This is a genomic window from Streptomyces sp. 4N124, from assembly GCF_052245395.1.
Taxonomy (GTDB): Bacteria; Actinomycetota; Actinomycetes; order Streptomycetales; family Streptomycetaceae; genus Streptomyces.
This window is the reverse complement of the sequence record NZ_JBQQBS010000034.1, coordinates 81,745-108,123: the sequence shown is the minus strand read 5'-3', so window position 1 is coordinate 108,123 and position 26,379 is coordinate 81,745. Positions and strand designations below refer to the sequence as shown.

At 71.6% G+C, this 26,379-nt stretch carries 19 protein-coding genes and 1 pseudogene; 6 read left to right on the top strand and 14 right to left on the bottom strand.

Going from position 1 to position 26,379, the window contains the following annotated elements; all coding sequences use genetic code 11:
- From ACTWQO_RS29895 to ACTWQO_RS29875, 5 genes and pseudogenes are all read right to left on the bottom strand, one after another.
- A pseudogene (locus tag ACTWQO_RS29895) lies at positions 1-1,077 on the bottom strand (hypothetical protein); the annotation flags it as partial.
- A 4-nt stretch (positions 1,078-1,081) separates the two neighbouring features.
- Entirely contained in the window at positions 1,082-1,240 is a 159-nt protein-coding gene (locus ACTWQO_RS29890; RefSeq protein ID WP_163014002.1) for a DUF6760 family protein, read from the bottom strand.
- Positions 1,237-1,731 carry a hypothetical protein gene (locus ACTWQO_RS29885; protein WP_443240478.1) on the bottom strand — a complete coding sequence of 165 codons (495 nt, stop codon included), beginning with the start codon at positions 1,729-1,731 and terminating at the stop codon, positions 1,237-1,239. Before ACTWQO_RS29885 ends, ACTWQO_RS29890 begins: the two co-directional genes overlap by 4 nt.
- Positions 1,728-2,168, bottom strand: coding sequence for a phage tail protein (locus tag ACTWQO_RS29880; protein WP_210573033.1), 441 nt, complete (start codon positions 2,166-2,168; stop codon positions 1,728-1,730). The genes ACTWQO_RS29885 and ACTWQO_RS29880 overlap by 4 nt, the downstream gene beginning before the upstream one ends.
- Positions 2,169-2,202: 34 nt before the next feature.
- Entirely contained in the window at positions 2,203-3,765 is a 1,563-nt protein-coding gene (locus ACTWQO_RS29875) for a phage tail sheath family protein (protein ID WP_443240477.1), read from the bottom strand.
- Positions 3,766-4,012: 247 nt separating this feature from the next.
- On the opposite strand from ACTWQO_RS29875, the gene ACTWQO_RS29870 reads away from it, so the two are divergent.
- Positions 4,013-6,163, top strand: coding sequence for an eCIS core domain-containing protein (locus ACTWQO_RS29870; protein ID WP_443240476.1), 2,151 nt, complete (start codon positions 4,013-4,015; stop codon positions 6,161-6,163).
- Between the two features lie 18 nt (positions 6,164-6,181).
- On the opposite strand, the gene ACTWQO_RS29865 is transcribed toward ACTWQO_RS29870, so the two are convergent.
- The 4 genes from ACTWQO_RS29865 to ACTWQO_RS29850 all read right to left on the bottom strand — a co-directional run bounded on the left by ACTWQO_RS29865 (position 6,182) and on the right by ACTWQO_RS29850 (position 13,374).
- Positions 6,182-8,497, bottom strand: a complete 2,316-nt coding sequence (locus ACTWQO_RS29865; RefSeq protein ID WP_443240475.1) for an ATP-binding protein — start codon at positions 8,495-8,497, stop codon at positions 6,182-6,184.
- Positions 8,494-9,198, bottom strand: a complete 705-nt coding sequence (locus ACTWQO_RS29860; protein ID WP_443240474.1) for a DUF4255 domain-containing protein — start codon at positions 9,196-9,198, stop codon at positions 8,494-8,496. Before ACTWQO_RS29860 ends, ACTWQO_RS29865 begins: the two co-directional genes overlap by 4 nt.
- The gene (locus ACTWQO_RS29855; RefSeq protein ID WP_443240473.1) at positions 9,195-12,461 is read right to left on the bottom strand and encodes a hypothetical protein; all 3,267 of its coding nucleotides are present in this window, start codon (positions 12,459-12,461) and stop codon (positions 9,195-9,197) included. Before ACTWQO_RS29855 ends, ACTWQO_RS29860 begins: the two co-directional genes overlap by 4 nt.
- A gap of 220 nt (positions 12,462-12,681) precedes the next feature.
- Positions 12,682-13,374, bottom strand: a complete 693-nt coding sequence (locus ACTWQO_RS29850) for a LuxR C-terminal-related transcriptional regulator (protein ID WP_443240472.1) — start codon at positions 13,372-13,374, stop codon at positions 12,682-12,684.
- 236 nt (positions 13,375-13,610) lie between these two features.
- On the opposite strand from ACTWQO_RS29850, the gene ACTWQO_RS29845 reads away from it, so the two are divergent.
- Positions 13,611-14,957, top strand: coding sequence for a COG1470 family protein (locus ACTWQO_RS29845; RefSeq protein ID WP_443240471.1), 1,347 nt, complete (start codon positions 13,611-13,613; stop codon positions 14,955-14,957).
- Positions 14,958-15,082: 125 nt separating this feature from the next.
- On the opposite strand, the gene ACTWQO_RS29840 is transcribed toward ACTWQO_RS29845, so the two are convergent.
- From ACTWQO_RS29840 to ACTWQO_RS29825, 4 genes are read right to left on the bottom strand one after another with little or no spacing between them, the layout of a single operon-like run.
- Positions 15,083-17,071 (bottom strand): acetoacetate--CoA ligase, encoded by a 1,989-nt coding sequence (locus ACTWQO_RS29840; protein WP_443240470.1) that lies wholly within the window; start codon positions 17,069-17,071, stop codon positions 15,083-15,085.
- On the bottom strand, positions 17,068-18,660 hold the full coding sequence (gene mhpA, locus ACTWQO_RS29835) for a bifunctional 3-(3-hydroxy-phenyl)propionate/3-hydroxycinnamic acid hydroxylase MhpA (protein WP_443240469.1): 1,593 nt from the start codon (positions 18,658-18,660) through the stop codon (positions 17,068-17,070). The genes ACTWQO_RS29840 and mhpA overlap by 4 nt, the downstream gene beginning before the upstream one ends.
- A gap of 19 nt (positions 18,661-18,679) precedes the next feature.
- The gene (locus ACTWQO_RS29830; RefSeq protein ID WP_443240468.1) at positions 18,680-19,618 is read right to left on the bottom strand and encodes a fumarylacetoacetate hydrolase family protein; all 939 of its coding nucleotides are present in this window, start codon (positions 19,616-19,618) and stop codon (positions 18,680-18,682) included.
- The gene (locus ACTWQO_RS29825; RefSeq protein ID WP_443240467.1) at positions 19,615-20,736 is read right to left on the bottom strand and encodes a VOC family protein; all 1,122 of its coding nucleotides are present in this window, start codon (positions 20,734-20,736) and stop codon (positions 19,615-19,617) included. Before ACTWQO_RS29825 ends, ACTWQO_RS29830 begins: the two co-directional genes overlap by 4 nt.
- 134 nt (positions 20,737-20,870) lie before the next feature.
- On the opposite strand from ACTWQO_RS29825, the gene ACTWQO_RS29820 reads away from it, so the two are divergent.
- Positions 20,871-21,506 (top strand): TetR/AcrR family transcriptional regulator, encoded by a 636-nt coding sequence (locus ACTWQO_RS29820; protein WP_443240466.1) that lies wholly within the window; start codon positions 20,871-20,873, stop codon positions 21,504-21,506.
- 70 nt (positions 21,507-21,576) lie between these two features.
- On the opposite strand, the gene ACTWQO_RS29815 is transcribed toward ACTWQO_RS29820, so the two are convergent.
- On the bottom strand, positions 21,577-22,179 hold the full coding sequence (locus ACTWQO_RS29815; protein WP_443240465.1) for a DUF308 domain-containing protein: 603 nt from the start codon (positions 22,177-22,179) through the stop codon (positions 21,577-21,579).
- A gap of 227 nt (positions 22,180-22,406) precedes the next feature.
- On the opposite strand from ACTWQO_RS29815, the gene ACTWQO_RS29810 reads away from it, so the two are divergent.
- The 3 genes from ACTWQO_RS29810 to ACTWQO_RS29800 all read left to right on the top strand — a co-directional run bounded on the left by ACTWQO_RS29810 (position 22,407) and on the right by ACTWQO_RS29800 (position 26,357).
- On the top strand, positions 22,407-23,588 hold the full coding sequence (locus tag ACTWQO_RS29810; RefSeq protein WP_443240464.1) for a sensor histidine kinase: 1,182 nt from the start codon (positions 22,407-22,409) through the stop codon (positions 23,586-23,588).
- A complete protein-coding gene (locus tag ACTWQO_RS29805; RefSeq protein WP_443240463.1) occupies positions 23,585-24,250 on the top strand; it encodes a response regulator transcription factor in 666 nt (221 codons plus the stop codon). The genes ACTWQO_RS29810 and ACTWQO_RS29805 overlap by 4 nt, the downstream gene beginning before the upstream one ends.
- 478 nt (positions 24,251-24,728) lie before the next feature.
- On the top strand, positions 24,729-26,357 hold the full coding sequence (locus ACTWQO_RS29800; RefSeq protein WP_443240462.1) for a sensor histidine kinase: 1,629 nt from the start codon (positions 24,729-24,731) through the stop codon (positions 26,355-26,357).
- Positions 26,358-26,379 lie beyond the last annotated feature (22 nt).

Sequence of the window (26,379 nt, the reverse complement as noted above, 5' to 3'; positions counted from 1 at the left end):
GGGAGCGCCGGACGTGTCAGCGGCTGGGCGGGTGTCGGGCGCGGCCGGTCGCAGGGCGGGGACGCGGCGCGCGGGTCCGGCCTGGCGCCGGGCGACGGTCAGGCGGGGCCCCACCGGGCGGAGCTGGACGGCCACTTGGGGCGCGTCGGCGCTGGAGGGAGTGGATGCCTGCGGCCGTGACCCCGTCGCCGTGCGCTGGACGGCCGGTCCGGAAGTCGTACGACCCCCCGAACCTCCCGGCGACCGGGACGCGCTCCCGGACTCCGGCCTGGACATGTCGGCCGTCGTGCCCGGGACCACCGCGACCCGTCGTACCAGCGGAATCTCGCGAGCGACGGCCGAACGGGCGGTGTCGGCAGGCGTCACGACCGGTGCCGTGCCCGGCTCCACAGCCCGTTGGACGGCGGGAGCCGGCGAGGAGAGTACGGCGGGAGAATCCCCGGACGTGATGCCGCGGGTGCGCGGGGCGTCGGCCGAACGTCCCTGCCCCGCACCGCTGTTGTCGGCGGAACGCTGAACCACGGGCCCGGCCCCGGAGGGCGCCGAGCGGGACGTCGTACCGGAAGAGCCGAAAGAGCCAGAACCGGACGAACCCGAACCCTGCCCCCCGCTGCCCAGGTCCCCATCCGCCCCCTCCTGCCGCACCGCCCGAAGCAGCAGCGGTCCCCCACCTGTACGAGTGGGCTGTGGAGCGGCCGGGCGGGTGACCCCGCGGACCAGGCCCGTTGGAGCCGTCGGCAGCAGGGCGTGGCCGAGGCCGTTGTCGAAGGACGGGTTCTGCCAGGAGGCCAGGCCCGCGCGGAAGGTGAGGCCGTCGCTCACGCCGAGCGGGGCACGGGCCACGGTGAGGGACGGCGGGGCGGTACGGCGCCAGCCGCCGTCCCAGTCGCCGGGCACGGAGGAGCCGGGGGCACCGGACGTGCCCCCGCCGTCACCCGACGGGCCCGGTACAGAACTGGACGAATCACCGGAGCCGGACCGGCCGCCACCCCCGGCGCCGGAGCCCTCCGTACGCCGCGGGCGACCCGCGGTGTCCGCTCCGGCGGCCCGGCGGCGCAGCCTGTCCCGCCATGCCATGTGCTCAACCGCCTTCGTTCATGCGGGTGTTGATACGGGCGATCTCGGCCACCCACTGCTGGCGTTCGCCGTGGGTCAGGTCGAGGATCTCCTCGCGTTGCCAGTGGAAGTGATAGGCGATGTACGCGATCTCCTCCCGGAGCCGGGGAAGGGCGTACGTCACGATTCCCCCAGGCGCCCACCCGAGAGGTCGACCTCGAAGCCGCCCTCGCAGTGCGGACAGGTGACCGCCGCGCGGGTGTGGCCCTCGCTGTTGACGCGGCGGTAGAAGTCCTGGAGGAACGCCACGTCGGTGGCGTACATCCGCTCCACGATCCCGGCGTGCACATCCGTGATGTTGCCGAGCCGGGTGATCACCTGGCTCAGCAGCACCACGCTCAGGTACGCCGGGTTCTCCTTGACCCGCAGGTCGATCTGGGGCCGCAGTTCGTCGCGGGCGGTGGCCAGGCGCATCGAACCGTGCCGGTGCACCGTGCCCTCGTCGTCGACGTACCCGCGCGGCAGTTCGAACTCGAACTCGGTGCGCAGCCCTTGGTTCTCACGGCGCGGTGGGGCGGCGGCCGGGGTGGCCGCCGCCTGCTCCGACGCCTGGGCGGGCGCCGTGGCCTGGAGGATCTCGTCCAGGTTGCCCGCCGTCACCGTACGGCGCCTCATTCGACGACGATCTCCTCGAACGTGATCGTGACGGACTCGGTGGCCGGCGACGACTCGCCCGCCTTCAGCGAGGGGCCCTCCCACTTGGAGGCCCAGCCCTGCATCAGCTGGATACGGCGGACCGTGTTGCCCTCGGTGTCCTTGATCTCGATCGTGAGGTTCTGCCGCGCGGTGTTGACGGCACCGTTGTTCAGCGTCTCCTTGATCCACTTGGTGAACTCGCTGCTCTGGTCGAGTCCCCGGGTGATCGTGATCTCACCGGCCTGGCGCGCGCCGGGCTGCTTGCGGATGATCTGCTTGCCCTGGTCGCTGACCTGCTTGACCTCGACGACCTCCTCCTCGACGGTCAGTCCGCTGATCTCCTGGATCGACTCGACCAGGTAGCCACCGAGCTGCACGCCGAAGACGTGGGTGGAAAGAGCATCGCCCGTTGCCATGACTGTCTGTCACCTTTCCTTGAGGACCCGGAGGTCACTCGTCGATGAGGCTGGTGCTGTCGGAGAACTGGGCCAGCCGGAAGACCACGAACTCGGCCGGCTTGACCGGCGAGACGCCGATCTCGCAGACGACCCGGCCCTGGTCGATGGACTCCTGCGGGTTGTTGTCGCGGTCGCACTTCACGTAGAACGCCTCTTCGGCGGTGCGGCCGAACAGTGCGCCCCGGCGCCATTCCTCCTGGAGGAACGCCGTGACATTGCGGCGGATGCTCGCCCACAGCCGGTCGTCGTTCGGCTCGAAGACCACCCACTGGGTGCCCAGGAGGATGGACTCCTCCAGGTAGTTGAACAGGCGGCGCACGTTCAGGTAGCGCCAGGCCGGGTCGGAGGAGAGGGTGCGGGCACCCCAGATCCGGATACCGCGGCCGGGGAAGGCCCGTACGCAGTTCACGCCGATCGGGTTCAGCAGGTCCTGCTCGCCCTTGCTGAGCCGGATCTCCAGGTCGACCGCGCCGCGGATGACCTCGTTCGCGGGCGCCTTGTGCACACCGCGCTCACCGTCGCTGCGCGCCCACACACCGGCGACGTGACCGCTCGGCGGGACGGTGGTGTTGCGGCCCAGGGCCGGGTCGAAGACCCGCACCCACGGGTAGTAGAGGGTGGCGTAGCGGGAGTCGTAGCCCGCCTCGTCGTTGCGCCAGGTGCGCACCTGCTGGGCGGAGAGCCCGGGCGGGCTGTCCAGGACGGCGACGCGGTCGCCCATCTGCTCGCAGTGCGAGATCACGGCGAGCTGCACGGTGCGCACGCCCTCGGCGTCGATGTCGCCGCGCTGGTAGGCGCTCATCAGGTCCGGCACCGCGACCATGGTGATCTCGTCGATGGTCTCCAGGCCGCCGAAGCCGGTGCGGGCCGCGGAGTCGCCGACGTACTCGGCGGGGTTCAGCCGGGCCACCTCGCCGGCGCCGTTCGTGGCGGGGGCGCCCGGGGCGTCGGGGACGGCCAGGGTCTGCGTGGCGGGCTTGGTCTGGGTGGCGCCGCGCTGCTCGGTGACCTCGATCAGCTTGGAGGCGCGGGCCTGGTTGACCAGGTAGCCCTTGACGTTCTTGCGGGTGGAGGCGTCGTACGTCTCCACGACCTCGTCGCCCCTGCGGACCAGCAGCTTGAAGCGGTCCTCCGGCGGGTTCTCACCGCCCGCGTCGGCGACCTCCACCGACACGCCGGTCACGCCCGGCTTGGCCGCGACCAGGAAGCCGCCCAGCTCCACCGGCTCCACGGCCCTGGCGTCCCGCTTGCCCCGGGCGCCGTTCGCCGACGGGGCGGAGGCGTCCTCGGCGGAACCGCCGATGCGCACCACGTACGCGGCGCCGCCGCCGTTGGAGAAGTACCCGTAGACCGCGTGGGCCAGATAGGTGCCCTCGGTGAAGCCACCGAACTCCTGGGTGTACTGGTCCCAGCTGGTGACCAGCGTCGGCGCGTGGAAGGGTCCGCGCTCGGCGAATCCGACGAACGCGGCGACGGCGGTGCCGACCCCTTCGATCGGTCGAGCACCGGACTGCACCTCCTCCACGTATACGCCCGGGGTGAGGTACGTCGGCATGTTCGCTCCTTAGCGTCCTTGCTTGTCACCTGTGTCCAGGCCGAGTCTGCGGGGACGGGTGGGGCAGGTGGCAGGGACCCGGGGACCTGGTCGGGGGCAAGACCGCTGCCTTTCCGGACGCCCCGCGCTGACCGTCCGGACGTCACCCGCCGTTGCCCTCGCGCTGCCCGTTCGGACCTGGACGCCCGGTCGGCGCGCGCTGTCCACTGGGGGACGCAGCAGGCGTGCGCCGACGAGGAGGCAGTAGATGCAGAGGTCCGGACGGCGCACCGAGGGGACCGAAGCCGAGCGGCCGGTGCGCGGCACAGCCGCCGCCCGACGGGAGACATCCTCGGCCGGCGCCGCCGTCCCGCCCCCGCTCACCACCGACGTGCTGCGGGCGGCGCAGGGCAGCGCGGGCAACGCCGCGGTCACCGGCATGATCGCCCGCCGGGCCCGCCCCGCACCCGCCCCGGAGCAGTTCGGCAGCCTCGACACCGAGGTGCCCGAGGTCCTGAACTCGGGCGGCAAGAAGTTCGCGGGGCCGATCCGCCACGAGATGGAGTCCCGCTTCGGCACCGACTTCTCCGACGTACGCCTGCACACCGGCGCCGCCGCGGCCCGCTCGGCCCGAGCCATCGGCGCCCGCGCCTACACCTCCGGCAGCCATGTCGTACTCGGCCCCGGCGGGGGCGACAAGCACACCCTGGCCCACGAGTTGACCCACGTCGTCCAGCAGCGTAAGGGCCCGGTCTCGGGCACGGACCACGGCAACGGCCTGAAGCTCTCCCACCCGTCGGACTCGTTCGAAAGGGCCGCCGAGACCAACGCCCACAAGGTCATGAGCGGGCCCGTGCCGGTGGCCCGCGCCGTCGACGGACATGACCACGGGCACAGCGAGGCGGACGGGCACGACCACGGGCACGGCGAGGTGCACCGCTCGGCCGACCCGGACGCCGTACAGCGTCTGGTGGGCTTCGAGGTGGAGCTGAGCGTGCCGAGCTTCGGTGAGCACCCCACGACGGGGCTGAACCCGGTCGACGGGCGGGAGCCCGCCCCGGAGCTCGGCGCGTTCTTCCACGGCGGATTCCCCTACGCGGCCACCGTGATGACCGAAGAGAACCTGACCATCCTCACCGACCACAACTCGCTCTCCCGCCGGGTCAGCGTCCTGCACATGGTGCTCGCCGGGCTGACCGGGTCCGACGGGAACCCCGTCGCGACCGGGAACCTCGCCTCCGCGATGAGCAACCTCGAGTACGTCACCGCGCCGTTCGACGAGATGGCGCCGGGGTCCGACGCCGCGGTCAAGAAGGTCGCCGAACGCATCGACGAGCACGTCAACGCGATCTTCCAGCGGGACCCGGTGCGCAACCTCTTCCCCGTGCCGGGTTCGCCCATGGCCGGGACCGGCACCCCGCTGGCCGCCCTGAGAGCGTGGCTGGGCCCGGAACTGTTCGACCACCCCAAGGTGCAGACAGCCATCAGGGCCTTCCAGTCCGACATCAAGGCGGAGATGTACCTCCAGGCCACCCTCGGCGTGCTGCCGTCCGGGATGCCGTCGCTCTACAGCTTCCAGGCCAACGACGTCAGCCACGACTCCCGGCGGGCAGCCGGCAAGGAGCACATCGCCGACGGCTGGCGCGACGCCGCCGCCGCCGTCAACCGCTCAGTGCAACGGCTGCGTTCCGATGTCGTGCCGAAGCTCGTGCCCGACCTGGGGGCCGGCGACCAGGAGGCCCTGACCGGCACCCTCGCGCTCGGCCTGTCCTATGCCATCGGCTCGGCGATGATCGAGGCCGGGGTGCGCGGGCCGACCGCCTCCACGAAGAACGCCGTGCCGTTCCTGCTCAAGCTGGCCAATCTCGGGACCATCCGGAAGCAGGCCACCACCGACACGCTGCGCGCGAAGGACATCGCGCCGGAGGTGATCGGCGAACTCGCCACGTGGATGCACAGCCAGATCCCCGAGACCGGTGTCGGGCACTGGGAAAAGCTTCTGGACAAGTACCCGGACAACACGCCGAACCCGGCCGGGCCGGCGTACGGCCACGGGCACACCGGCGTCCAGAACACCGCGGGCATGCTGCACAGCCTGCTCAACGGCGACGAGACCTTCCCGGTGATCGCGCCCGGCAAGGCACTGCCGAAGGCGGACGAGCCCAATGCCGCGATCGTGCCGCACATCGGTGGCCAGAAGGGGGCGCCCCTCGAGATGCGCTGGCTGACCAAGCGGGCCAACAGCCCCGGAGAGCTGTGGGGCATGTTCAAGACGATCATGGACGAGGCCCGCAAGGCCAACCTGGCGACGGTCCCCACGGCACAGAGCAAGCAGATCTGGGAGGCCGCCACCGACCTGGGGGCGGCGCCCGCCGCGGGACGGCGGGGGGCGCACCAAGCCGAGCTCATGGAGATGTGACGACGCGCGGTGCCCTCGTCAGGCGCCCACGGCGTCCGCCATGTACGGGCCGAACTCGCCCTCCAGGACCAGCCGTCCGAGCTTGCGGTACTCCTGCGCGACCGCCGTCACCACCTGCCGCATGGTGAGCGGGCCGCCGGACTCCGCGGCGAGGTAGGCCGCGGTGACCGCGCAGGCCCGGATGGAACCGCCGGCGAGTTCGAAGCGGTCCGCGCAGAAGGCGAGGTCCAGGTCGTCGGCGCGGGGCAGCCGGTCGCCCAGGCACCGGTCCCACAGGGCGAGGCGGTGGCCGGCGTCGGGCACGGGGAAGTCCGCGACCACGTCCAGGCGGCGGGTGAACGCCTCGTCCAGGTTGGCCCGCAGGTTGGTGGTGAGCACCGCGATGCCGTCGAACGACTCCATGCGCTGGAGCAGGTACGCCGACTCGATGTTGGCGTGCCGGTCGTGGGCGTCCTTCACCTCCGAGCGCTTGCCGAAGATCGCGTCGGCCTCGTCGAAGAGCAGCACCGCGTTGACCGCGGACGCCTCGGTGAAGATCCGCTCCAGGTTCTTCTCGGTCTCGCCGATGTACTTGTCCACAACTGTGGACAGGTCCACCACATACAGATCCATGCCGAGGTCCGCCGCGACGACCTCCGCGGACATGGTCTTGCCGGTGCCGGACTCGCCCGCGAACAGCGCGATCACACCGCGTCCCCGACCGCCGCCGGGCCGCATCCCCCACTGCCCGAGCACCTGCTCGCGGTGACGGGCACGCAGCGCGAGTTCCCGCAGTCGCCGGTGGGTGGTCGGCGGAAGCACCAGATCGTCCCACCCGACACCCGGCTCCACCCGCCGCGCCAGCCGGTCCAACCCCGCCCCGTTCTGCGCGCGTACGGCGGCCCGCACATCCTCGGGACGCACCGCACGGCCCGCGAGCGCAGCCGTACGCACCGCCACATCAGCGGCCCGACGCAACTGCCCGGCATCCAGCCGATGCGCGGCAACGGCCAACGCCAACTCCTCGACACCACCGGTCACGACGCCGTCCCCGGCAGCTCGGGCGAACGCACCGGCCTCACTGACCGTGGCGCCATCCGCGGCAGCCCAGGCGGACGTACGGGCGTCGCTGGCCGTCGCGCCATCTCCGGCAGCTCGGGCAAGTGCGGCGGCGGCGCCCGTCGCGGGACCGTCGCCAGCGACCCGCGTCGGGTGGCCGGTCGTGGGACTGTCGCCGGCGGTCCGAGGGAACTCGTCGACGCCTCCGGTCATCGAGCCGTTGCCGGCCGCGCGTTCCAGGGCGTGGCGCCAGCGTGTGGCCTGGCGTTCGGGGGTGGGGGCCGGGACGGTGAGGACGACGGGGGTGTCGGCTGCCCACTCCGGGGCCCAGCCGCCGGTGCCGTGGGTGAAGAGGGGGATGCCGCGCAGGGCAGCGCACAACGTCCAGAGCGTGCGGGCCCGTTCGGCGGGTTCCGCGGGCAGCGACTCCAGTGGGCCGAGGACGACCCCGGCGCCGGTCAGACGGGCTTCGCGGGCGGTCGCCCGGGCCAGCTCCGGCACCTCGGCCGGGCGCCGGGCGAGGGCCACCGCGTCCAGGGCGAGCGGGCGCAGCCCGGCCGCGTGCAGGGCGGCGGCGGCGAGTCCCTCGGCGTCGCCGCCACGGCTGCGCAGATGGACGAGACCGACGCCGGTCAGGGCCGCGGCGGCCGTCAGCTCGACGTCCGCCTCCTCCGCGGTCGGGTCCTCCCGTGCCTCGCCGAGCACCCCGGCGAGGCGGGCGTCCGGCCGCGCGCTGCCCAGCAGATGCCCGGTGACCCGGTCGGGGACCACCAAGACCCGGGACAGCGGCGGCCGCTCCGGCTCGGTGACCTCCACCAGACCGCCCTCGATCAGCGGCGCCCCGGGGGCGAGCCGGAACCGGTCGGGACCCGCGCCGGTGAGCCCGCACAGCGCCAGGGCGAGCCCGACCGTGGGCCGGCGGCGTGTCAGGTCGTCGTTGAGATAGCCGTAGAGCCGCTCGAACCGCGCGTCCAGGTCCGGCGCCACCGCGACCAGGAGCAGGTCCAGATCGAGGGGGGACAGGCCGAACCGCCGGGCCAGTCCGTCGAGTACGGAACCGGCCGGCGGCTGCCAGGGCTCCTCCCCGGGTACGTCGAGACCACCCGGCTCGTCCAGGATCCGCGCCGCCGCCTCGGGCGTGAGGTACTGCCCCCGGTACGGATCGTCGGGATCCGGATCCCCGGCCCGCCGCACCCCCACCGCATGCCGCACCCGCTCCTCGACCGCCCGAAGTCGCGTCCACAGGGGGTCGACGGCGGCGTCGGACACGACGTCCGGTTCGACTGTGTACGTCACGGCTGGCGGTCCCCCCGCCGGCGCCGGGCCGGGGCCTCGCCCCGTTCACGTGGGCCGGCGAAGCCGTTCGGGCCGGGGTCGCTGACCTCCTTGTAGCGCAACCGGCGGCCCGGCGTCGCTTCCTCGCCCTCGCGGGCGGCGGCGGAGCGGACGACGAGGCCCTCGGTGACCGGCGGCGCGGTGACCCTGCTGATACCGGCGAGCGGTGCGCGCACGCGCAGGCCGAGCGAGGCCTTCAGCTCACCGCCGAGCGCCGACCACACATCGGACGCGGCCGGTGCGTCGAGCGCCGACCCGCCGGCGTCCAGCCATACCTTCAGGCCGAGTTCGGCGAGCGTCCCGGTGAGCAGCCGCTCGGGCACCGTGTCCGTGCCCACCAGCGTGGCGAGCACCTGCGAGAGCAGCCGGTGCTCGTCCTGCGGCCGGCTCGTCCACGCCGTGACCATGTACGACAGCCAGAACCAGCGCGGCGGGGAGCGCCGCGCCACCACGTACCCGTCCTCGTCGTACACCTCCCCGGCGCCGGCGCCCCGCCGGGCGGCGTCCTCGCGGATGTCGTACAGGAAGACGCAGACCGTCGGGGCGCTGCGCCGCGCCGCCCAGTCCCGGGTGGGGGCGTCGAAGACGACCTCGACGCCCGATGCCTCCAGGCCGGACTCGCCGAGCAGCCGCCGCAGCCCCTCGTCGACCTCGTGGATCACCGGCGGGTCACCTCGTCGGGCGGCTGCACACTGCCGCTGACCACCAGGAAGTCGGTCTTCACCGGCGAGAACCCGGGACCCCTGGCGGTGATGGTGCGCGGTCCGGTCTGGTCCTTGGCGAGGATGAGCAGCTGGCCGATGAACGTGCCGTCCCGCTTCGGAATGGTCGGCGCTGCCGCCGCGGTGATCCCCGGGTTCCACTTGAACCGCACCGGCACGCCCGGCGGGAAGTCCTTGCCGCGCACCGAGGTGACGAAGCCGGGCTTGCCGATCTCCGGCACCGCGATGATGCGCGGCTGCAGGATCCGCACCCGCTCCCGGGCGGTGTTGTCGTTCCGGTTGGCGTCCGTCCCGGTGGTGGTGAGGATGCCGACCGCCTGGCCCGTCGTCGCCTTCTTGGGGCTGAGGACCACCCGTACGACCGTGCTCGCGCCCGGCCTCAGGTCCGGCAGCGCACACACCCAGGAGGCGTCACAGCCCGCCGGCGGCCCGCTGTTCGCGATGCCCCTGGGCAGGCCGATCTTCAGCCGCAGCCCGGTCGCCAGCGCGTTGCGGCCGTTGCGCACGGTGTATGTCACCACGACGCGCCCGCCCACATAGCCGGGGTTCGGCTGGGCGTTGACGCGCACACCGGGTCCGGCCTTCGGCTCCTCGGGCTCCTGCGGCACGGTGGGCGGCGTGGAGGTGGGCGGCCCGCTGGTGGGCGGCGCCGGGGTCGGGGTGGGCGTCGGGGTCGGAGTGGGGCTCGGGCTCGGCGGGGGCGGCTCCTCCTCGACCACCGGCACGACGGTCCGGCCCGTGTTGTCGGTGGGCTCCGGATCGAGGACCGTACCGGTGACCGACCAGTCGATCGGCGCGTCGCCGGGCGTGACTCCGGTGAGGGTGACCTCCACCGGCACGGTCGTGCCGGGCTCCACCACGCCGACGTTGCACTGGAGGGAGGCGGCGTCGCAGGTGTCCCCGGGATAGGTGATCCCGGTGATCTGCACGCCGGGCGGCGGGGCGACGGTCAGGGTGGTGCCGGGCGAGGCGGCGGGGCCGTTGTTGATCACGTCGACGGTGACCGTACTGGAGTCGCCGACGGTGACCTCCGGCGTGGTCCCGGGCGCCTCAAGCGCGAGGTCCACGGACTGCTGGACGGCGGGTTCCTTCTGCCGGCCCGGGAAATCGGCGGTGAGCGGGGTGATCTCGCCGGACTCGACGTTCAGGACGCTCAGCTTCTCGGGGCTGTTGACCGCGACCTCGGCACGCGAGCTGAACACCAGGCTCTTGCCGTCGGCCGTCCAGGCGGCGTCGCGCGGCTGGAACGGGCCGGTGGCCGAGGTGTCCGGCAGCTCCCGGCCGCAGGCGCCGGGCAGGTCGATGAGGGAGGCGGGCAGCAGCACCTGGCAGTCGTCACCCGACAGGGACGTCAGGAGCAGACCGTTCTGCTCGTCGACCGCGCCGCCGCCGTTCTTGCGGTTGTAGGCGATGCTGAGCCCGTCCGGCGAGAACGCCGGGCTGTCGTCGATGACTTCGCAGTCCCCCGGGCAGTTCTCGGCGCTCAGGTCGGTCTGCCGGCCCAGGTTGTTCACCGGCACGGTCCAGATGTGCTTGTTGCCGCCGCCCCCGTTGATCTCCATGTTGCGGGTGAAGGCGAGGGTGGTGCCGTCGGAGGACCAGGTGGGCTGGGCGTCCTGGCCCTGGAGCTGCCCGGCCGGCGGGGTGATCTCTCCGGTGATCGCGCCGGTGGCCGCGTCGGCGATGAGGATGCGGCTGGCGCCCGCGGCGTCACCGACGCCGCCCGGCGAAGTCCGGGTGAAGGCGAGGAACTTGCCGTCCGGGGAGAACGTCGGGTCGGTGTCCCAGTCCCCCGCGGCGCGTCCGGCGAGCGGCATGGGCGCCGCGTTGGCGCCGTCGGCGTCCACCATCCAGATCCGCTCGACCCGCTGGCCGTCCACGGTCTCGAAGCGGGTGACGACGATCCGGCGGCCGTCGGGCGTGTAGTTCTGCCGCTCGGTCCACGGGTCGAACCCGTCCCTGGGCTGGAACAGCGGGTCCTTGGCGGGATCGGTGTTGGTGTCGGCCTCCGGGTCCTCGTTGAGGATCGTCAGCCCCAGGTCGCGCGGGTCGGACCCGTCCATCCGGGCGTCCTGCAGCGTCACCACGTGCGCGCCGGAGAGCGTGTCGGTACGGGTTCCGGGGTCGTCCGCCGTGGTGCGCTCCACCACCACTCCGCCGCCGTCGTTCGAGCCGAGCCAGGTGGGCGAGAGGACTTCCCGGTCCTCGTTGAGCACCAGGGGAGGTTCCACGTTGGGGTCCTCGCCGGCGTGCGCGGGGAACGTGAACACGTGGTCGTAGTTGCCCTCGCAGGTGCAGGTGATCTCGGGGCTAAGGAACACCACCCCGTTCCCGTCGGGCTTCCACGCTGCCGCGTGGGCACGCCAGTTGGCAAACCTGCCCGCGAACAGCGGCTCGTCGCTGGTCCCGTTCGTGATCCGCAGCGTGGGCCGGGGCTGCCCGTCGACGGTGGCCGTGGCGGTGTACGCGATCCAGTCCCGGTTGACGTCGTCGTTCACCGGGTTCCACGCCGGCTCGGTGGCGGCGCCGTTCGCGGGATCGGTGACCCGCGTCTCGGTGCCGCCCGCCAGGGACCGTACGTAGATCTGCGCTCCGGCAGACGCGTCGCTGTCGCTGGAGTACGCGATCCGCTGCCCGTCCGGGGAAACGGCCGGGTCCTGTTCGTTCGCGGGGGTGTCGGTGAGCCGCGTCGGGTCGCCGGTGCCGTCGGTGCGCACCTGCCACAGGTCGCGCTGCGTCCCGCCGCCGGCGCCGCCCGCCTCGGCGGAGTCGAACAGCACGGTCTGGCCGTCCGGGGTCAGTTGGGGGTGCGCCGCGTCCATGCCGCTGGTGAGCTTGCGTACGGAACCGTCGGCGGCCCGCAGATAGATCTGCGGGTTCTTCTCGTCGCGGCGGCTCGCGAAGACCAGCTGGTCGCCGACGGCGGACGGCTGGGTGTCGTAGTGGGCCGGGCCCGCCCCGAACAGCGGTGCGCTGACGTTGTCCTTGGGGTCGGAGGTGGTGGAGGTGACCCTGCCGAGACTGCGGTGCCGGGTACCGGCGTACGCGACGCGGGTGTCCGCGGCGTCGGCCACCGCCCTCGCCTGCGGCTCGGCGCTGCCCGGTCCCGCGGCCGCCGTCACCCCGAGCAGTGGGATCAGCAGGAGCAGCGACATCCCGAGTCTCCCCAGGCGGTACCGCCCGCCGGAGCCAGCGGTTTCCATCAGGGTCCCCTTCGCAGTCTGGATGCGGCATCTGGATGTGCCCCTGCCACCCTGCACCGCCCCCGTGCGGGGCGGCAGGGCGGCGGGGACGTACCCGGGGGAAACGTGGGGTGCGCTTTCGGGCAGTGCCGGGTTCCCGGAGGTCGCCGGACGGGGTGCGGACGAACCCGTCGCCCCGTACGCCGGACCCGTTGGCCGGACCAACCAGTCGGCCGGCCCGTCAGATCAGCCCGTTGCGCAGGGCGTAGCCCACCGCGTGGGCCCGGTTGCGCAGTTGCAGTCGCGTGATGATCTCGTGCAGGACGTTCTTGACGGTCCGCTCGGAGTACGCGGTCTTGCGCGCGATCTCCGCCGTGTCCAGGCCCTCCGACACCAGGCGCAGCATGTCCGCCTCGCGCGTGGTCAGCGTGGACAGGGACAGGCTCCCGGGGTCGAGTGCCGAGCGCTGGAGGTTGCCCACGTGGGACAGCAGCTTGCCGAGCAGGTCACCGGGCAGCACTCCCTCTCCGTTGGCTATCGCCAGGACCAGGCGCAGGAGCTGGTCCTGCTCGGCCTCGGCGCGCCGCAGCACCGCCGCCACTCCGCACTCGATGACGCGTTGCAGCGCGCCGGGTCCGAGCGTGCCTATCACCAGGCCGGTGCGGGTGGCCTTGTTGTGCCGCAGCCGGTGCAGCAGGGCGACCACGTCGTCACCGACGTGGTCGACGACCACCAGCGACACCTCGGCCCGTTCCGCGTCGGCGTCGTCGACCAGGTCGACCTCGGGGCGCTGGCGTAACTGCTGGACGATGCCGACGCGCAGCACCGGATCGGCGGCGTAGACGGCGACGGTCACCCGGTTCCGGCGGTCGGCTCTGGACGCCCGGTGGGCAGCCTTTGCCTGGGCGGGCTCACGTGACGTGGTCTCGGACATGGCAGGGCTGGTCTCCTGTGCACATAACATCAGTTGTTACCTGTTCCCGGGTTCGTGGGGGCAAAGGTGGTACAGGACGAGGCGACCACCACAAGGCGGCGCACGGGAACCGGCGCGCCACATTAACGAGCTACCGTTACAAGGGAGTTGACATTGGCTTGCCGGGCAGCGTGACTGCCCGTGCATTGCCCTCGCGTTCCTCGTGGAACTCCGGAGCGCACTTCTACCGTGGTGGCGTGACGCCTTCTGCAGCCTCTTCCGGCCCGGGTGCGCCCGGCCTCGACATTCCGGCCGTGACGGTGACGCCGGGCGAGATCGCCACGACCACTCTGACCGTCCGCAACGACAGCGACATCGTCGAGGCGTACAACCTGGAGGTCGTCGGGGACTGTGCCCCCTGGACCACCGTGGAACCGGCCCGGGTCTCGCTCTATCCCGGCACCTCCGAAACGGTGACGCTCCGTCTGGCCCCGCCGCGCTCCCCGGAGATCCGGGCCGGCGAGAAGCCCCTCGGTGTGCGGGTCCTGCCGACCGAACACCCCGAGTCGGTGCGGGTCCTCGAAACGACCGTGCACATCGAGGCGTTCCACGAACTGCAGACCGAGCTGGCCCCGCGCCGACGCCGCGGCTGGCTGCGCGGCCGCTACAAGCTGGCGGTGCGCAACCAGGGCAACACCCCGGTGCAGGTGGGCTTCACGCCCGGTCAGGCGGGCGAGGAGCTCGGGTTCGCCTTCACCCCGGCGCAGCCGAAGCTGGAGCCCGGCGAGTCGACCGAGGTCGGCCTGCGGGTCCGTACGGCCAAACCGGTGTGGTTCGGCGCCCCGGTGGTGTGGCCGTTCACGGTGGACACCGCCGAGACCGGTGACCAGGACGGGGACGAGGAGCGGCCCCGGTGGGACGAGCCCGCCGCCCCGCCGCCGCTGGAAGCGGAGTTCGTCCAGATCCCGATCTTCCCCCGCTGGCTGCTGATTCTGCTGGCGGCGCTGCTCGCGCTGCTGCTCGCCTGGTTCGCACTGGTACGTCCGGTGGTGAAGAGCGCCGCCAAGGAGGCCGCCGAGGAGGCGGTCCAGCCGCGCCCCACGCCCGCGGGCGAGCAGACTCCGGGCGCCGGCGGCGGAGCGAACCCCCAGCCGGGCGGCCAGGAGTCCGGGGCATCGGCCGGATCGGGCGGTGGCGGTGGCGGCGGCGAGGGCGCCACGGGCGAGGACGGCGTCACGGGCACCAGCGGCCAGCACTCGGAGACCATCGACGTGGAGCTGGCCGCCGGGGAGACCAAGTCCAAGTCCTACAAGGTGCCGAAGGACAGCGTCTTCGGGGTCACGGACGCCGTCGTCGCCAATTTCCAGGGCGACGAAGGGGTCTTGACCTTCAACTTCGGCGACCGCAAAATCACCACCATCGCGCTGGAGACCTTCCGTAACCAGGACTACCACTGGGTGACCCCTATCAAGATCGCCGAGAACGACACCGTGACGATCAGCGTGACGTGCGCCAAGCCTGGTACGCCGGCGACCGGTCGTCAGGCTCAGGGGTGCCACGAGGTCCTGAACGTGAGCGGAATTCTCAGCAGCACCAAGCAGTGAACCGGACCCCCCGATTCACAGACATTGTGGGTCGGTCCCGGCGTTCTCTGTAAAGAGTGGGATCTTCATCCGACCGGAAATGACCAACCCGGGTCCGAAACAGGACCCGGGTTACGTCCGTTCGGTCAGGCCGGTCCGCTGCGGCGCCCGTTCTCGGCCCGTTCCGCTCCCAGGCGGGCGAAGTACTCGATGAGTTCGGGGTGGTCGACGGCGGCCGGGTCGGCGACCTGCGCCATGGGCACGCCCTGCAGCAGCCGCTTGACGGGGACTTCCATCTTCTTGCCGGTACGGGTGTGCGGGATGCCGGGGACTTCGAGGATCTCGTCGGGAACGTGCCGCGGGGAGGCACCCGTTCGGACGGCGTCGCGGATCATGTCGCACAGGGCGTCGTCGAGGGTCACCCCGGCCGCCAGGACCACGAACAGCGGCATCCAATAGCCGCCGTCCGGCTCTTCCGCGCCGATGACCAGCGCCTCCGCGATCTCCGGCAGCCGCTCGACGACGTCGTGGATGTCGGCGCTGCCCAGCCGTACGCCATTGCGGTTCAGCGTGGAGTCGGAACGCCCGTGCACGATCACCGACCCATGACCCGTGACCGTGATCCAGTCGCCGTGCCGCCACACACCGGCGTACGCCGAGAAATAGGCGTCCCGGTAACGGCTGCCGTCGGGGTCGTTCCAGAAGTACAGCGGCATCGACGGCATGGGCCGGGTGACGACCAGCTCACCGACCTGGTCGACGACCGGCACGCCCTCGGAGTCGTACGCGGCGAGCGCCACGCCGAGATGGGGCGCGGACAACTCACCGGCCCACACGGGCGTGTTCGGGGCGCCGCCCGCGAAGCCGGACACGACATCCGTGCCGCCGCTGACGGAGACCAACTGGACCCGCTCCCCCAGATGCTCGCCGACCCACGGGTAGGCGGAGGCGGGCAGCGCGGAGCCAGTGCAGCCGATCTCACGGACCGCCGACAGGTCGTACACGGACGGGTCGATGCCGAACTTGGCCATGCCCAGCAGGTATTGGGGGCTGGCGCCGAAGAGCGTGACGCGGTGGCGAGCGGCCAGCTCCCACAGGATGCCGGGCTGAGTGAGCGGGGCGGGACTGCCGTCGTACGTACAAGTAGTGGCCCCGGTCAGCAGGGTGGAGACGACCAGGTTCCACATCATCCAGTGGGTGGTGGTGTACCACAGCAGACGGTCGCCGGGGCCCAGGTCGGACTGGAGGCCGAGGGTCTTGAGGTGTTCCAGCAGGACCCCGCCGTGGCCGTGCACGATGCCCTTGGGCAGCCCGGTCGTACCGGAGGAGAACACGACCCACAGCGGATGGTCGAACGGCACGGGCGTGCAGGTGAGGTGCTCGGTACGGGTGGCCGCTTCCTCCCAGGGCACGAAGAGCGCCGACGAGATCCCCGACGGCCACGGCAGACCCACGTGGTCGACGAGCAGCATCGCCTTCAAGGTCGGCAGCGCACGGGCCAGTTCGAGAGCCGCGTCCCGTCGGTCATGAGTGACCCCGTTGAACAGATAACCGTCCGCCGCGATCAGGACCGTCGGTTCGAGCTGCGCGAACCGATCGGTGGCCGCCGCGGGCGCGTAGTCCTGCCCGCACACCGACCACACGGCACCGAGGCTCGCGGCGGCCAGGAACGCGACGATCGCATGAGGCGTGTTGGGCAGATAGCCGACCACCCGGTCCCCCTGTCCGACGCCGAGATCCCGCAGCGTCGCGGCGACGGACGCGACCTGGCCGCGCAGCCGCTCCCCGGACACGTCGTACCCGCCGCCGGTCTCGTCCAGCGCTACGACCGCCGTCTCGTCGTCGGCCAGGTTGCGCAGGGCGTGGTGGGCATAGTTGAGGGTGGCCCCGGTGAACCAGCGGGCGCCCGGCATCCGCTCCTCCGCCAGCACCTCGTCGTACGGAGTGTCCGCGTCGACGTCGAAGTACTCCCACACCGCACCCCAGAAGCCCTCCAGATCGGTGACCGACCAGTGGTGCAGGGCGTCGTAGTCGGCGGAGTCCAGCCCGTTGCGCCGGGCGAAGTCCGCGATCCGGCTGCGCGCGGCGGATTCAGGGTCGGGGGTCCAGAAGGGTTCTGCGTACGGCGTGGTCATCGCGCGGGGCTCCTCAACAAGGGCTCGGGTGCGGGTGGTTCGGCGGATCGGCGGCTGGTGCACAGCAGGGGCGCCCAGGCGACGGCGCCCGTGAAGCCGCCGCCACCGCGTGGCAGGACATCCATGACGACACGATCGGGGCGCAGCAGGACCGCATCGGCACGCCCGGCCCGCAACCAGTTCACGAGCGTGCCGTCGTCACCGGCGTCCCGCACGTCGACGACCCGGGCACCGAGCGCTTCGGCGAGCGCATGCGGCGAGGGCGGCAGCGGCCCTGCGGTCAGCACGGCGAAGGAGTCCCCGAGCAGGTCGTCCAGCCGGACCTGCCCGCCCTCGACCGTCATCCGGGGCTGCGGACAGAACGTCCCGCCGAGCCGACTGCGACGTATCAACGGGCCGGCGGGCAGCGGCCGGCCGAGATCCCGCCCGGCCATCCCCGTCACCCCGGGTATACGACAGGCGGCACCCACGGCCGTACGACGCAGGGCGGCCGCGCGGTCCTGACCACCGGTCATCGCCCACCCGGTGGCGACGGCGAGACGGATGAGCTGACGGGCGTGCGGCTTGCGTTCCCGCTCATAGGTGTCCAACAGCCGTTCATCAGCGCCCTGTTGGAGAACACGGGCGAGCTTCCAGGTCAGATTGTGGGCGTCCCGCATCCCGGCACACAGACCCTGCCCGACGAACGGCGGCGTGAGATGCGCGGCGTCACCGAGCAGAAAGACCCGCCCCCCGCGCCAACGGTCGGCGACTCGGGCCCGGAAGGTGTACTGCGCCTGCCGGATGACATGGAAATCCTGGCCAGAGATGTCGACCCAGGGCGCGAACAGCTCACGCAGCAGCCCCTCGTCGAGTTCCTCCCCCTCCCGCAGCCGGAACTCCCAGCGGTAGCGATCCTCACCGACCCGCATGAAGGTCGCCGGGCGCTCCGGATCGCAGACCTGGTCGACGCCTTCCCAACAGCGGACGGCGGCCTTCGTCGTCACGTCGATGACGGTCCAGCTCTCCTCGAACCGCAGGTCCTCCCACTCCGCCCCGATGGCGTCGCGGGTGAGGCTGCCCGCGCCGTCGCAGCCGAGGACGGCATCCGCGAGCAGCAGGTGCTCACCCTCGTCGTCGCGATACGTCACACGGACCGGCCTGTCCGCACCCTGCTCGACCGCCGTCACCTCCACCCCGCCCAGCAGCTCGCATTCCGGCCGACGGGCGAGCGCCTCGCGCAGCAGCCGTTCCAACTCGGGCTGGTCGAACATGCTGGTCTGCGGGAAGCCGTGGTGGCCGTGCGGCAAGCGCCGGAACTCGGCGATCACCCGGTGGCGGGCGTCCAGCAGACGCAGTCCGCGCGCGGGACGGGCGATGGCGGCGAACTCGTCGGCGATTCCAGCGGCTTGGAGGATCCTGCGGACCTCGTCGTCGGTGGCGACGGCGCGGGGCAGGGGGTAGACGTCCAGGTGGCGCTCGAGGACGACGGTACGCACCCCGCGCCGGGCGAGCAGGAGGGCGGCGGTCACGCCCACGGGCCCGGCTCCGACGATCACGACCGGCACGTACTCGGCGGAGTCCGGTCTTGCGGCTTGTTCGGCGCTCATGTGCGGCTCACTTCGGGTCTCAGCGCGTGTCGGCCACGGGCGTGCGCTGCTCGCCCAGGTCGATCCGGCCGTCCGGGGTGGCGATGGTGGCGGTAATGACGTCGCCCTGGTGCAGATAGCGGGGGTTCTTGGCCTGGGTCTTGAAGAACGCCTTCCACTTCACCGCGGGGGGCAGCAGCGCGCCGATCTTCTCCACCGGCTTCGGCGGCGCCTTGAGGGCCGTGCCGCCGGGAGTGCCGGTCAGCAGCAGGTCGCCGGGGTCGAGGGTCTGGAAGCGGGCGAGCAGCGTCAGCGCCTGCGCCGGGCGAACGATCATGTCGGCGAGGGTGCGGTCCTGGCGCAGCTCGCCGTTGACGCTCAACTTCAGCCGCAGATCCAGCAGATGGGCGAAGTCCTCCGCCTCCAGCAGAGCCAGGTACGGCCCGGTCGGCGTGAACGTCGGGTACGACTTGCTCTCGTAGAACTGCGTCTTCGTCAGCTGCACATCCCGCGCGCTGACGTCATTGGTGACGACGAGCCCAGCGACGTACGACGGCAGATCCCGCTCCTCGACGACGGCGCCGATCGGCAGCGGCGCCCCCATCACAAGGCCCAACTCGACCTCGTAGTCCAGGAACTGCACATGCGAGGGCCGGACGATGACGTCCCCCGGACCGCTGACAGAACCCGACGCCTTGCGGAAGAAGGCGGGCGGTATGTCACCGGTGAAGCCGGAATCACGGGCGTGGCTGCGGTAGTTGACCATCTGGGCCACGACCCGGCAGGGCGTGGTGACCGGAGAGAGGGCAACCAGGTCGGCGACAGGCGTGCCCGCTTCACCCGACAGCGCAGCCTCCCGTACGGCATCGCGATCGGCGATCAGCTCGGCGGTGGTGACGGCCTTCGTGTCGACGGCGACGGCCCGGTCACCCAGGACCACCCACCACCCCTCAGCAGTCCGCAGGACATTCGTGCTCATGAGTTCATCGCTTTCATCAGGCCCAGCAGACGCGCCGGATCGAGTTCGTTGTCGCCGCGCAGGGCCGTGAGGACCTCGCGGATCTTTGCGGGGGAAGGACTGGCGCCGAGGAAGTCACGGGTGACCGGCGGCCCCCACTGGGCCAGCCCGCTCGCCGACATCGGCGCCCAGCCCGGCTCGACGTCGCAGGAGAAGAGGTCGCCGTCGGCGAAGTGCTCCAGCATGAAGTGGTCGGGGTCGCGCCAGTAGTCGAAGAGCTGGCTGCCCTGGATGTGCCGACCGATGCCCCAACTGCGCTGATAGCCACGCTCGTTGAGGTACTCGCCGCCGGCGGCGATCGAGTCCAGGTCGGTGACCTGGTATGCGGAGTGGACGTACCCCGTGCCCGGCCCCAGGTGCATCGCCAGGGTGTGGTGATCGGCCGGCACGCCGCCCAGGTCGCAGCGGATGAACGCCATCGTCGGCCCGCGCTCGCGCTGCCCGTCCAGGAACAGGAAGTCGGACACGATCATCCCGAGGGTGTCCAGATACCAGTCCAGAGCGCGGCCGAACACCCGGGTCTCCAGCACCACATGACCCAGGCGCTGGATCCGGGACGGCTCGCGCGGTGGGCGCTGCGTGGCGTTCGTACGGCGGTGATCCGTACCGACGTTGAGCAGCAGCGGCTGCTGCTCGGGCAGCGGGGGGAGCTGCTCGGCGCAGTGCACCACCCGCACCGGGAAGCCGGACGGGTCGAGCAGGCCGATCGCCTTGCCCCCGCCGGGCACGTCCGCGTCCCGTACGGGCACCCCCGTCGCCCGCGCCAACCGGTCCAGGTCGGCCCGCTCGGCGGCGCGGAACGCCGGGCCGATGAACCGGGACGTCCGGCCGCGGCGGATGACCATGCAGGGCGAGCCCGCGAAGGTGCCGCGCAGCCACAACTCGTTCTCGGTGCGGGCGGCGATGCCGAAGCCGAAGTCACGGGCGAAGACCTCGGCCCGGTCCAGGTCGGGCTTCTCGAACTCCAGCCAGGCCAGGTCGGCCACCTTGATCAGGGGGTTCCGGGAGCGGCCGGGGTGCTCGCCGCGCAGGGCGCCCCGCTCACTGTGGAGGTCCTGGTGGGCCGTCCTGACGTCCATGTCTCCTCCGAGCAACATTGCCGTATTGATGAAATCATCAGCTTTGACAGAAGCGTCGTCAATAGCTTGCACGGAGAAAATGATGAATCCATCAGAACTGCGGCTGTGCTCGCTTCCGCGGCTACACTCGGCGCATGCCTACGTCAGCCCCGCCCAGCAACCGGTTCGAGCGGCGCCGCGCGGAGACCCGTAGGGCGCTCGTCCGCGCGGCCCGGCAGATCCTCGCCGAGACCGGGGACACCGGCGCCAGCATCCAGGCGATCGCCGAGCGCGCCGACGTCGGCTTCGGCTCCTTCTACAACCACTTCGAGTCCAAGACGGAGCTGTTCGAGGCGGCGGTGATCGACGCGCTGGAGGAGTTCGGCCGGACCTTCGACGACCGGCTGACCGGGATCGACGACCCCGCGGAACTGGTCGCGGGCGGCTTCCGGCTCAGCGCCCGTATGGCCGAGTCCCACCCGGAGCTGATGCAGGTGCTGCGCCTCCGCGGCCTCGGTCACCTCCACTCGGACAACGGCCTCGCCGTCCGGGCCCTGCGCGACCTCCGGGCCGGCATGGCCTCCGGCCGCTTCACCGCCCTGGACGCGACAGTCGCCCTGTCCGCACTCGGCGGCACCCTGCTGTCCCTGGTGGAACTCCGCTTCGCCCGCCCCGACCTGGACGGCGACGAGGCCGCGGCCGAACTCGCCGAGATGGTGCTGCGCATGCTGGGCGTACCACCGGACGACGCCCACGAGGTCGCCCGGCGACCATTGCCCGACCTGGCCTGACGGCTCTCACCCACTGTGGACGCCGTGGTACGGCGTCGCAGTCGCTTCCGCGCTGCGGGCCCGGCGGTCGTCAACGCCTTTCGCGTCGGATGCGGATGGTGAGGGCGATGACGGAGACAAGGAACCAGAAGGCACCGAAGGCCGAGTATCCGGCGAGGGTGGACAGGCTGCTCGTCGCCGAGGCGGACATGGCGGCGAAGGAGGTGCCGGCGAGGACGGACAGCCCGCCGCTGATGACCATGGGCCACTGGGCACCGACGACGCGTCGGCGCCGGACCGCCACGACGAGCTGGATCGCTCCGGAAAGGAGGGCCCAGATGCCGAACACGAGCAGGGCCGTCCCGACGGTGGAGAAGACGGCGGTGATCATCCCGGCGGCGGTGGCGAGGCCGAGAGCGATGTTGGCCGTACTGACGCGGTCCGTGGAGCCGGTGCCGGCCAGGCGACGCTCCAGGAGCGTGGCGATGACGTCCCACAGGGGATAGCTGACGAGCAGCACGGCCGCGATCGCTGTGGGCCTGTCCGTCGACACGAGCGAGGCGGAGGTCGTGCCGACGAGTGCCACCCAGATCAGGGAGAAGGCGGCTCGGATCAGGTGGAGCGATCGGAGCCCGGAGGGCGTCGTCGTGGTGGTGGTCGTGGTCGTGCTCGATGTCACGGTGGTCTGAGTCATCGGGTGTCCCGTTTTGTGATCGTGATGGTGTGAGACGGTCGCCTCGATGAGGAGTCTCAGCGGCCTCGGGAGGGGCCGCGTACTTCGCACGAAGTAGTTCTGCCATCCACTTCGAATCGAACGAGTTCCGCTGTCCCCCATCGCCCGTCCCCCATCGCTCGGACCGAGCCCGCCGTCTACATCGTTCGAAGTACACGGCCGCAGCACCCGTGGACGAGAATCGGGCCATGGTCAAGGCGCAGAAGAGTCAGGACGGGCCCTTGGCACCCCTGTGGGTCCGCCGCCCCGAGGCGCTGCACCTCGTCGCCTATGCGGTGGCCGCGCTGGCGTTCACCGGCCAGATCGTGGCGGTGATCCTGCGAGGGTCGGATGGGCCGACGGCCCTCTCCGTGCTCCTCGCCGGTGGCGGTGTCGCCCTCTCATGGTGGCGGCCGTGGGCAGGACTGGTCGTGGCGAGCGCGGCGTCCTTCGCCGTCACAGCGGTGGGCCACGATCCCCTGTCGGTGTGGATGATGGCGGTGCTCGTGCTGTTCTCGGTCACTCTCAGGGGGAAGCAGCCGCTGGTCGGAACCGGCATCGTGGCGGCGTTCTTCCTGGGGGCGTTCATGACGCTGGGAGGATTCCGTGGCGGCGCGATCGTGGGAGCCGCCGCGCTCTTCTCAGCCGTAGCGGGAGGTGCGACAGGGGCCGCGCTGCGCATCCATCGAGAGCACTGGCGCACCCTGGAGGAACGGGCCGACATCGCCATCGCCACCCGCGAGATCGAAGCCACCCGGCGGGTGACCGAGGAACGACTGCGCATCGCCCGGGACCTGCACGACGTCATCGGCCACCAGGTCGCCATGCTGAGCATGCATCTCGGTGCCGCGGAGATCGGGCTGCCCGAAGACGCTGAACCCTCCCGGCAGGCCCTCGTCTCAGCCAGGTCCAGCGCCCGCACCGTGGTCGTCGAAACGCAACGGATCCTCGCGCTCCTCCGCCTCGGAGACGACATCTCCGACGACGAGGCGCTCCGGCCGACCCCGGCCCTCAGCGGCCTGGAAAGCCTTGTCGCTTCTTTCGAGAGCATCGGCCTCGAAGTCCGGCCCTCCATCGACATCCCGACCGGTTTCGTGGAGCCCAGCGTCGGCGTGACGGTCTACCGGGTCGTTCAGGAGGCGCTCACGAACGCGTACCGGCATGGAGAGGGAGCGGCGACGGTGGATGTGCGCGAGCGGGACGGCAGAATCTGCGTCACGGTGGAGAACCGCGTCGGTCACTCACGGCGCGGCTCCGGCTCGGGCAGCGGACTCGGACTCGTGGGGATGCGTGAACGCGTCGAGTCCTCCAGCGGGCGGCTGACGATCGACAGTGACGACGGGCGATTCCGGGTCCATGCGGAGTTCAGCCCACTGGGAGCCGCCGTATGACGACGCGGATTCTGATCGTCGACGACCAGGCCGAGATCAGGGCCGGCATCAAAGCGATGCTCAGGCTCGACCCGAGTCTCGTTGTCGCGGGTGATCTGTCCGACGGACTCCAGGTCGTCCCCTTCCTCCGGGATCACCTCGTCGACCTGGTCCTGATGGACATCCGGATGCCCGGCATCGACGGTGTCGAAGCCACCCGCCGGATCCGCAAGGAGCACCCACCCGAAAAGCTGCGGGTGATCGTGCTGACCACTTTTGACCAGGACGACATCGTTCTCGCCGCCCTTCGCGCGGGCGCCAACGGTTTCCTGAGCAAGACCGTGAGCCCCGCCGAACTCGTCGCCGGAATCACCGAGGTCGTCGGCGGTGGCGGTGCGCTGTCGGCCGCCGCGACGGCCGCGCTCATCGGTCACATGACCGACAGTCCGCCCCCGGTGATCGACCAGGAACTGCTACGACGCTTCGACGCGCTGACCCCCAGGGAGCGGGACGTGGTCGTCCTCGTCGCGAGCGGTCTCGGCAACGACGAGATCGCGGCCCAGATGTCCGTGTCGCCGTTCACCGTGAAGACGCACGCGGTACGCGCCATGACGAAGGTCGGCGCACGAGATCGGGCGCAACTCGTCTCCTTCACCTTCCGGGCCGGCCTCTACCCGACATGACACGTCCAGGCGGTGACACCTCCCCGCCCCGGACAGCCATCCCGGCATTCCGCTTACGCCGCCGGACGCCGCAGCGTCCCTTTCTCGCCATCGTCAAGCCCCCTCGCGTCAACGCGGTGTGTCCGGATTGTTGCCGAGAGCGCCGCCGAATCGTTTCGGCGGGCTGAGATTCCGTTTCCGTGGTGATGCGATTACGCCAGTGTGAGGGGGGTGGCGTAGTGTGGCTGTCCTATTAACTGTCCAATACTGACCCTGAGTTGACGGTTACTTCGCGCTGCGCGCCGTGTGTCCGAGCTGGTTGATCGAGAGGACTCCGATGCCCGAATCCCCGACCTATGCAGTGCGCTCGGAGCCCGACCGGGCGGGTGCCACGGGCTCGGCACGGAACAGGCATGCCAGGCCGCCGGCTCAGGACACGCCGAGTGATTCGGCCACACTGTCCCGGACGGTCCGTCTCGCCGTCCTTCCCGCGGCCCTCATGGCGGTCCTCGCCGCCGCGCTGATCGTCTTCGTACTGCTCACCCAGGACGGCACCGCGGACGGCACCACCTGGTCCGTGCTGACCGCCGGCGCCGTGCTCGGCTGCGGAGTGCTGGCCGGTGCGGTACGGGCCGGGCGAGCCGAGGCCCGGAACGTGTCACGGGAGTACGCGCCGCTGCGTCGCGCCGTCGCCGAGGGCCAGGCCGCGCTGCGGGGCACGCTGCAACGCCTGGAGCGGGGCGAGCCGTTGGAGCAGCTGGCTCCGTTCGCGCAGGCCGGCCCGCCGCCCGCCGACCCGGTCGACCGGCTCGCGTACGAGATCCGCGTCGGCACCTGGCAGGCCTGCACGGCCCTGGCCCAGTCGGCCCAGCTCCCCCGCGGCAGCGCGCCGGACAGCGAGGAGCGCGTCGAGGTCTTCGTCAACCTCGCCCGGCGGCTGCAGTCCCTCGTGCACCGCGCGATCAACATGCTCGACCAGCTGGAGAACGAGGTCGAGGACCCGGAACTGCTCAAGGGCCTCTTCCACGTCGACCACCTGGCCACCCGCATCCGCCGCCACGCGGAGAACGTCGCCGTGCTCGGCGGCTCCGTCTCCCGCCGCCAGTGGACCCGCCCGGTGACCCTGACCGAGGTGCTGCGTTCGTCGATCGCCGAGGTCGAGCACTACTCCCGGGTCAAGCTGGTGCCGCCGATCGAGGGCACCGTGCGCGGCCACGCCGTCGCCGACGTCATCCACCTGCTGGCCGAACTCGTCGAGAACGCCACGATGTTCTCCGAACCGCACGCCCAAGTCCTGCTGCGCGCCCAGCGGGTGACCGCGGGGCTCGCCATCGAGGTCGAGGACCGCGGTCTGGGGATGCCGCTGCAGGAGCAGGCGCGGATCAACGCCCTGCTCGCCGAGCCCGACCACATCGACCTCAGCAAGCTGCTCGCCGACGGCCGGATCGGCCTGTACGTGGTCTCCGCGCTGGCCCGCCGCCACGGCATCGCGGTCCGGCTGCAGAGCAACATCTACGGCGGTATCCAGGCGATCCTGATCATCCCGCCCGGTCTGCTCGGCGACGAGCCCGGGGACACGCCCGCGCAGGCGGCCCACGAGATGCAGAGACCGCCCCAGGCCGCCCCGGCCCCGGCGCAGCGCCCGGTCCCGCCGCACCAGCAGCAGTACGCGCAGCACCAGATCACCAGCGCACAGCAGCAGTCCGGCCGGGCGCCCGCCGCCGCCCGGCCCGTGACGCCACCGCCTGCCTTGCGCCAGCCGCTGCCGCCGGCCCAGGCACAGGCCCCCGCGCCTGCCGCGCCAGGCCCCATGGCGCAGCAGCATGCGCGCGTTACCGGAGCGCCGCCGCCGTATACCCCGTCGCAACAGCAGGCACCGGGTACGGGCGCGCCCCAGGTGTACGACCGCGGTCCCGCCCTCGGCTCGGACTCCCGGGACGGACGGCCGCCGCTGCCGCAGCGCCACGCACAGGAGCATCTGGTGCCGGAACTCCGCAACGGCCCCGCCCCACGCCGGTCCGACGACCAGGAGGTGGAGCACGATCCGGGGCTGATGGCCATGTTCCGGCGCGGAGTCGACCTGGCCGACAACGAATCCGACGAGCCGCACGCCGACGGCTCCCGATGACCACTGGCTCCGTTTTCGGACA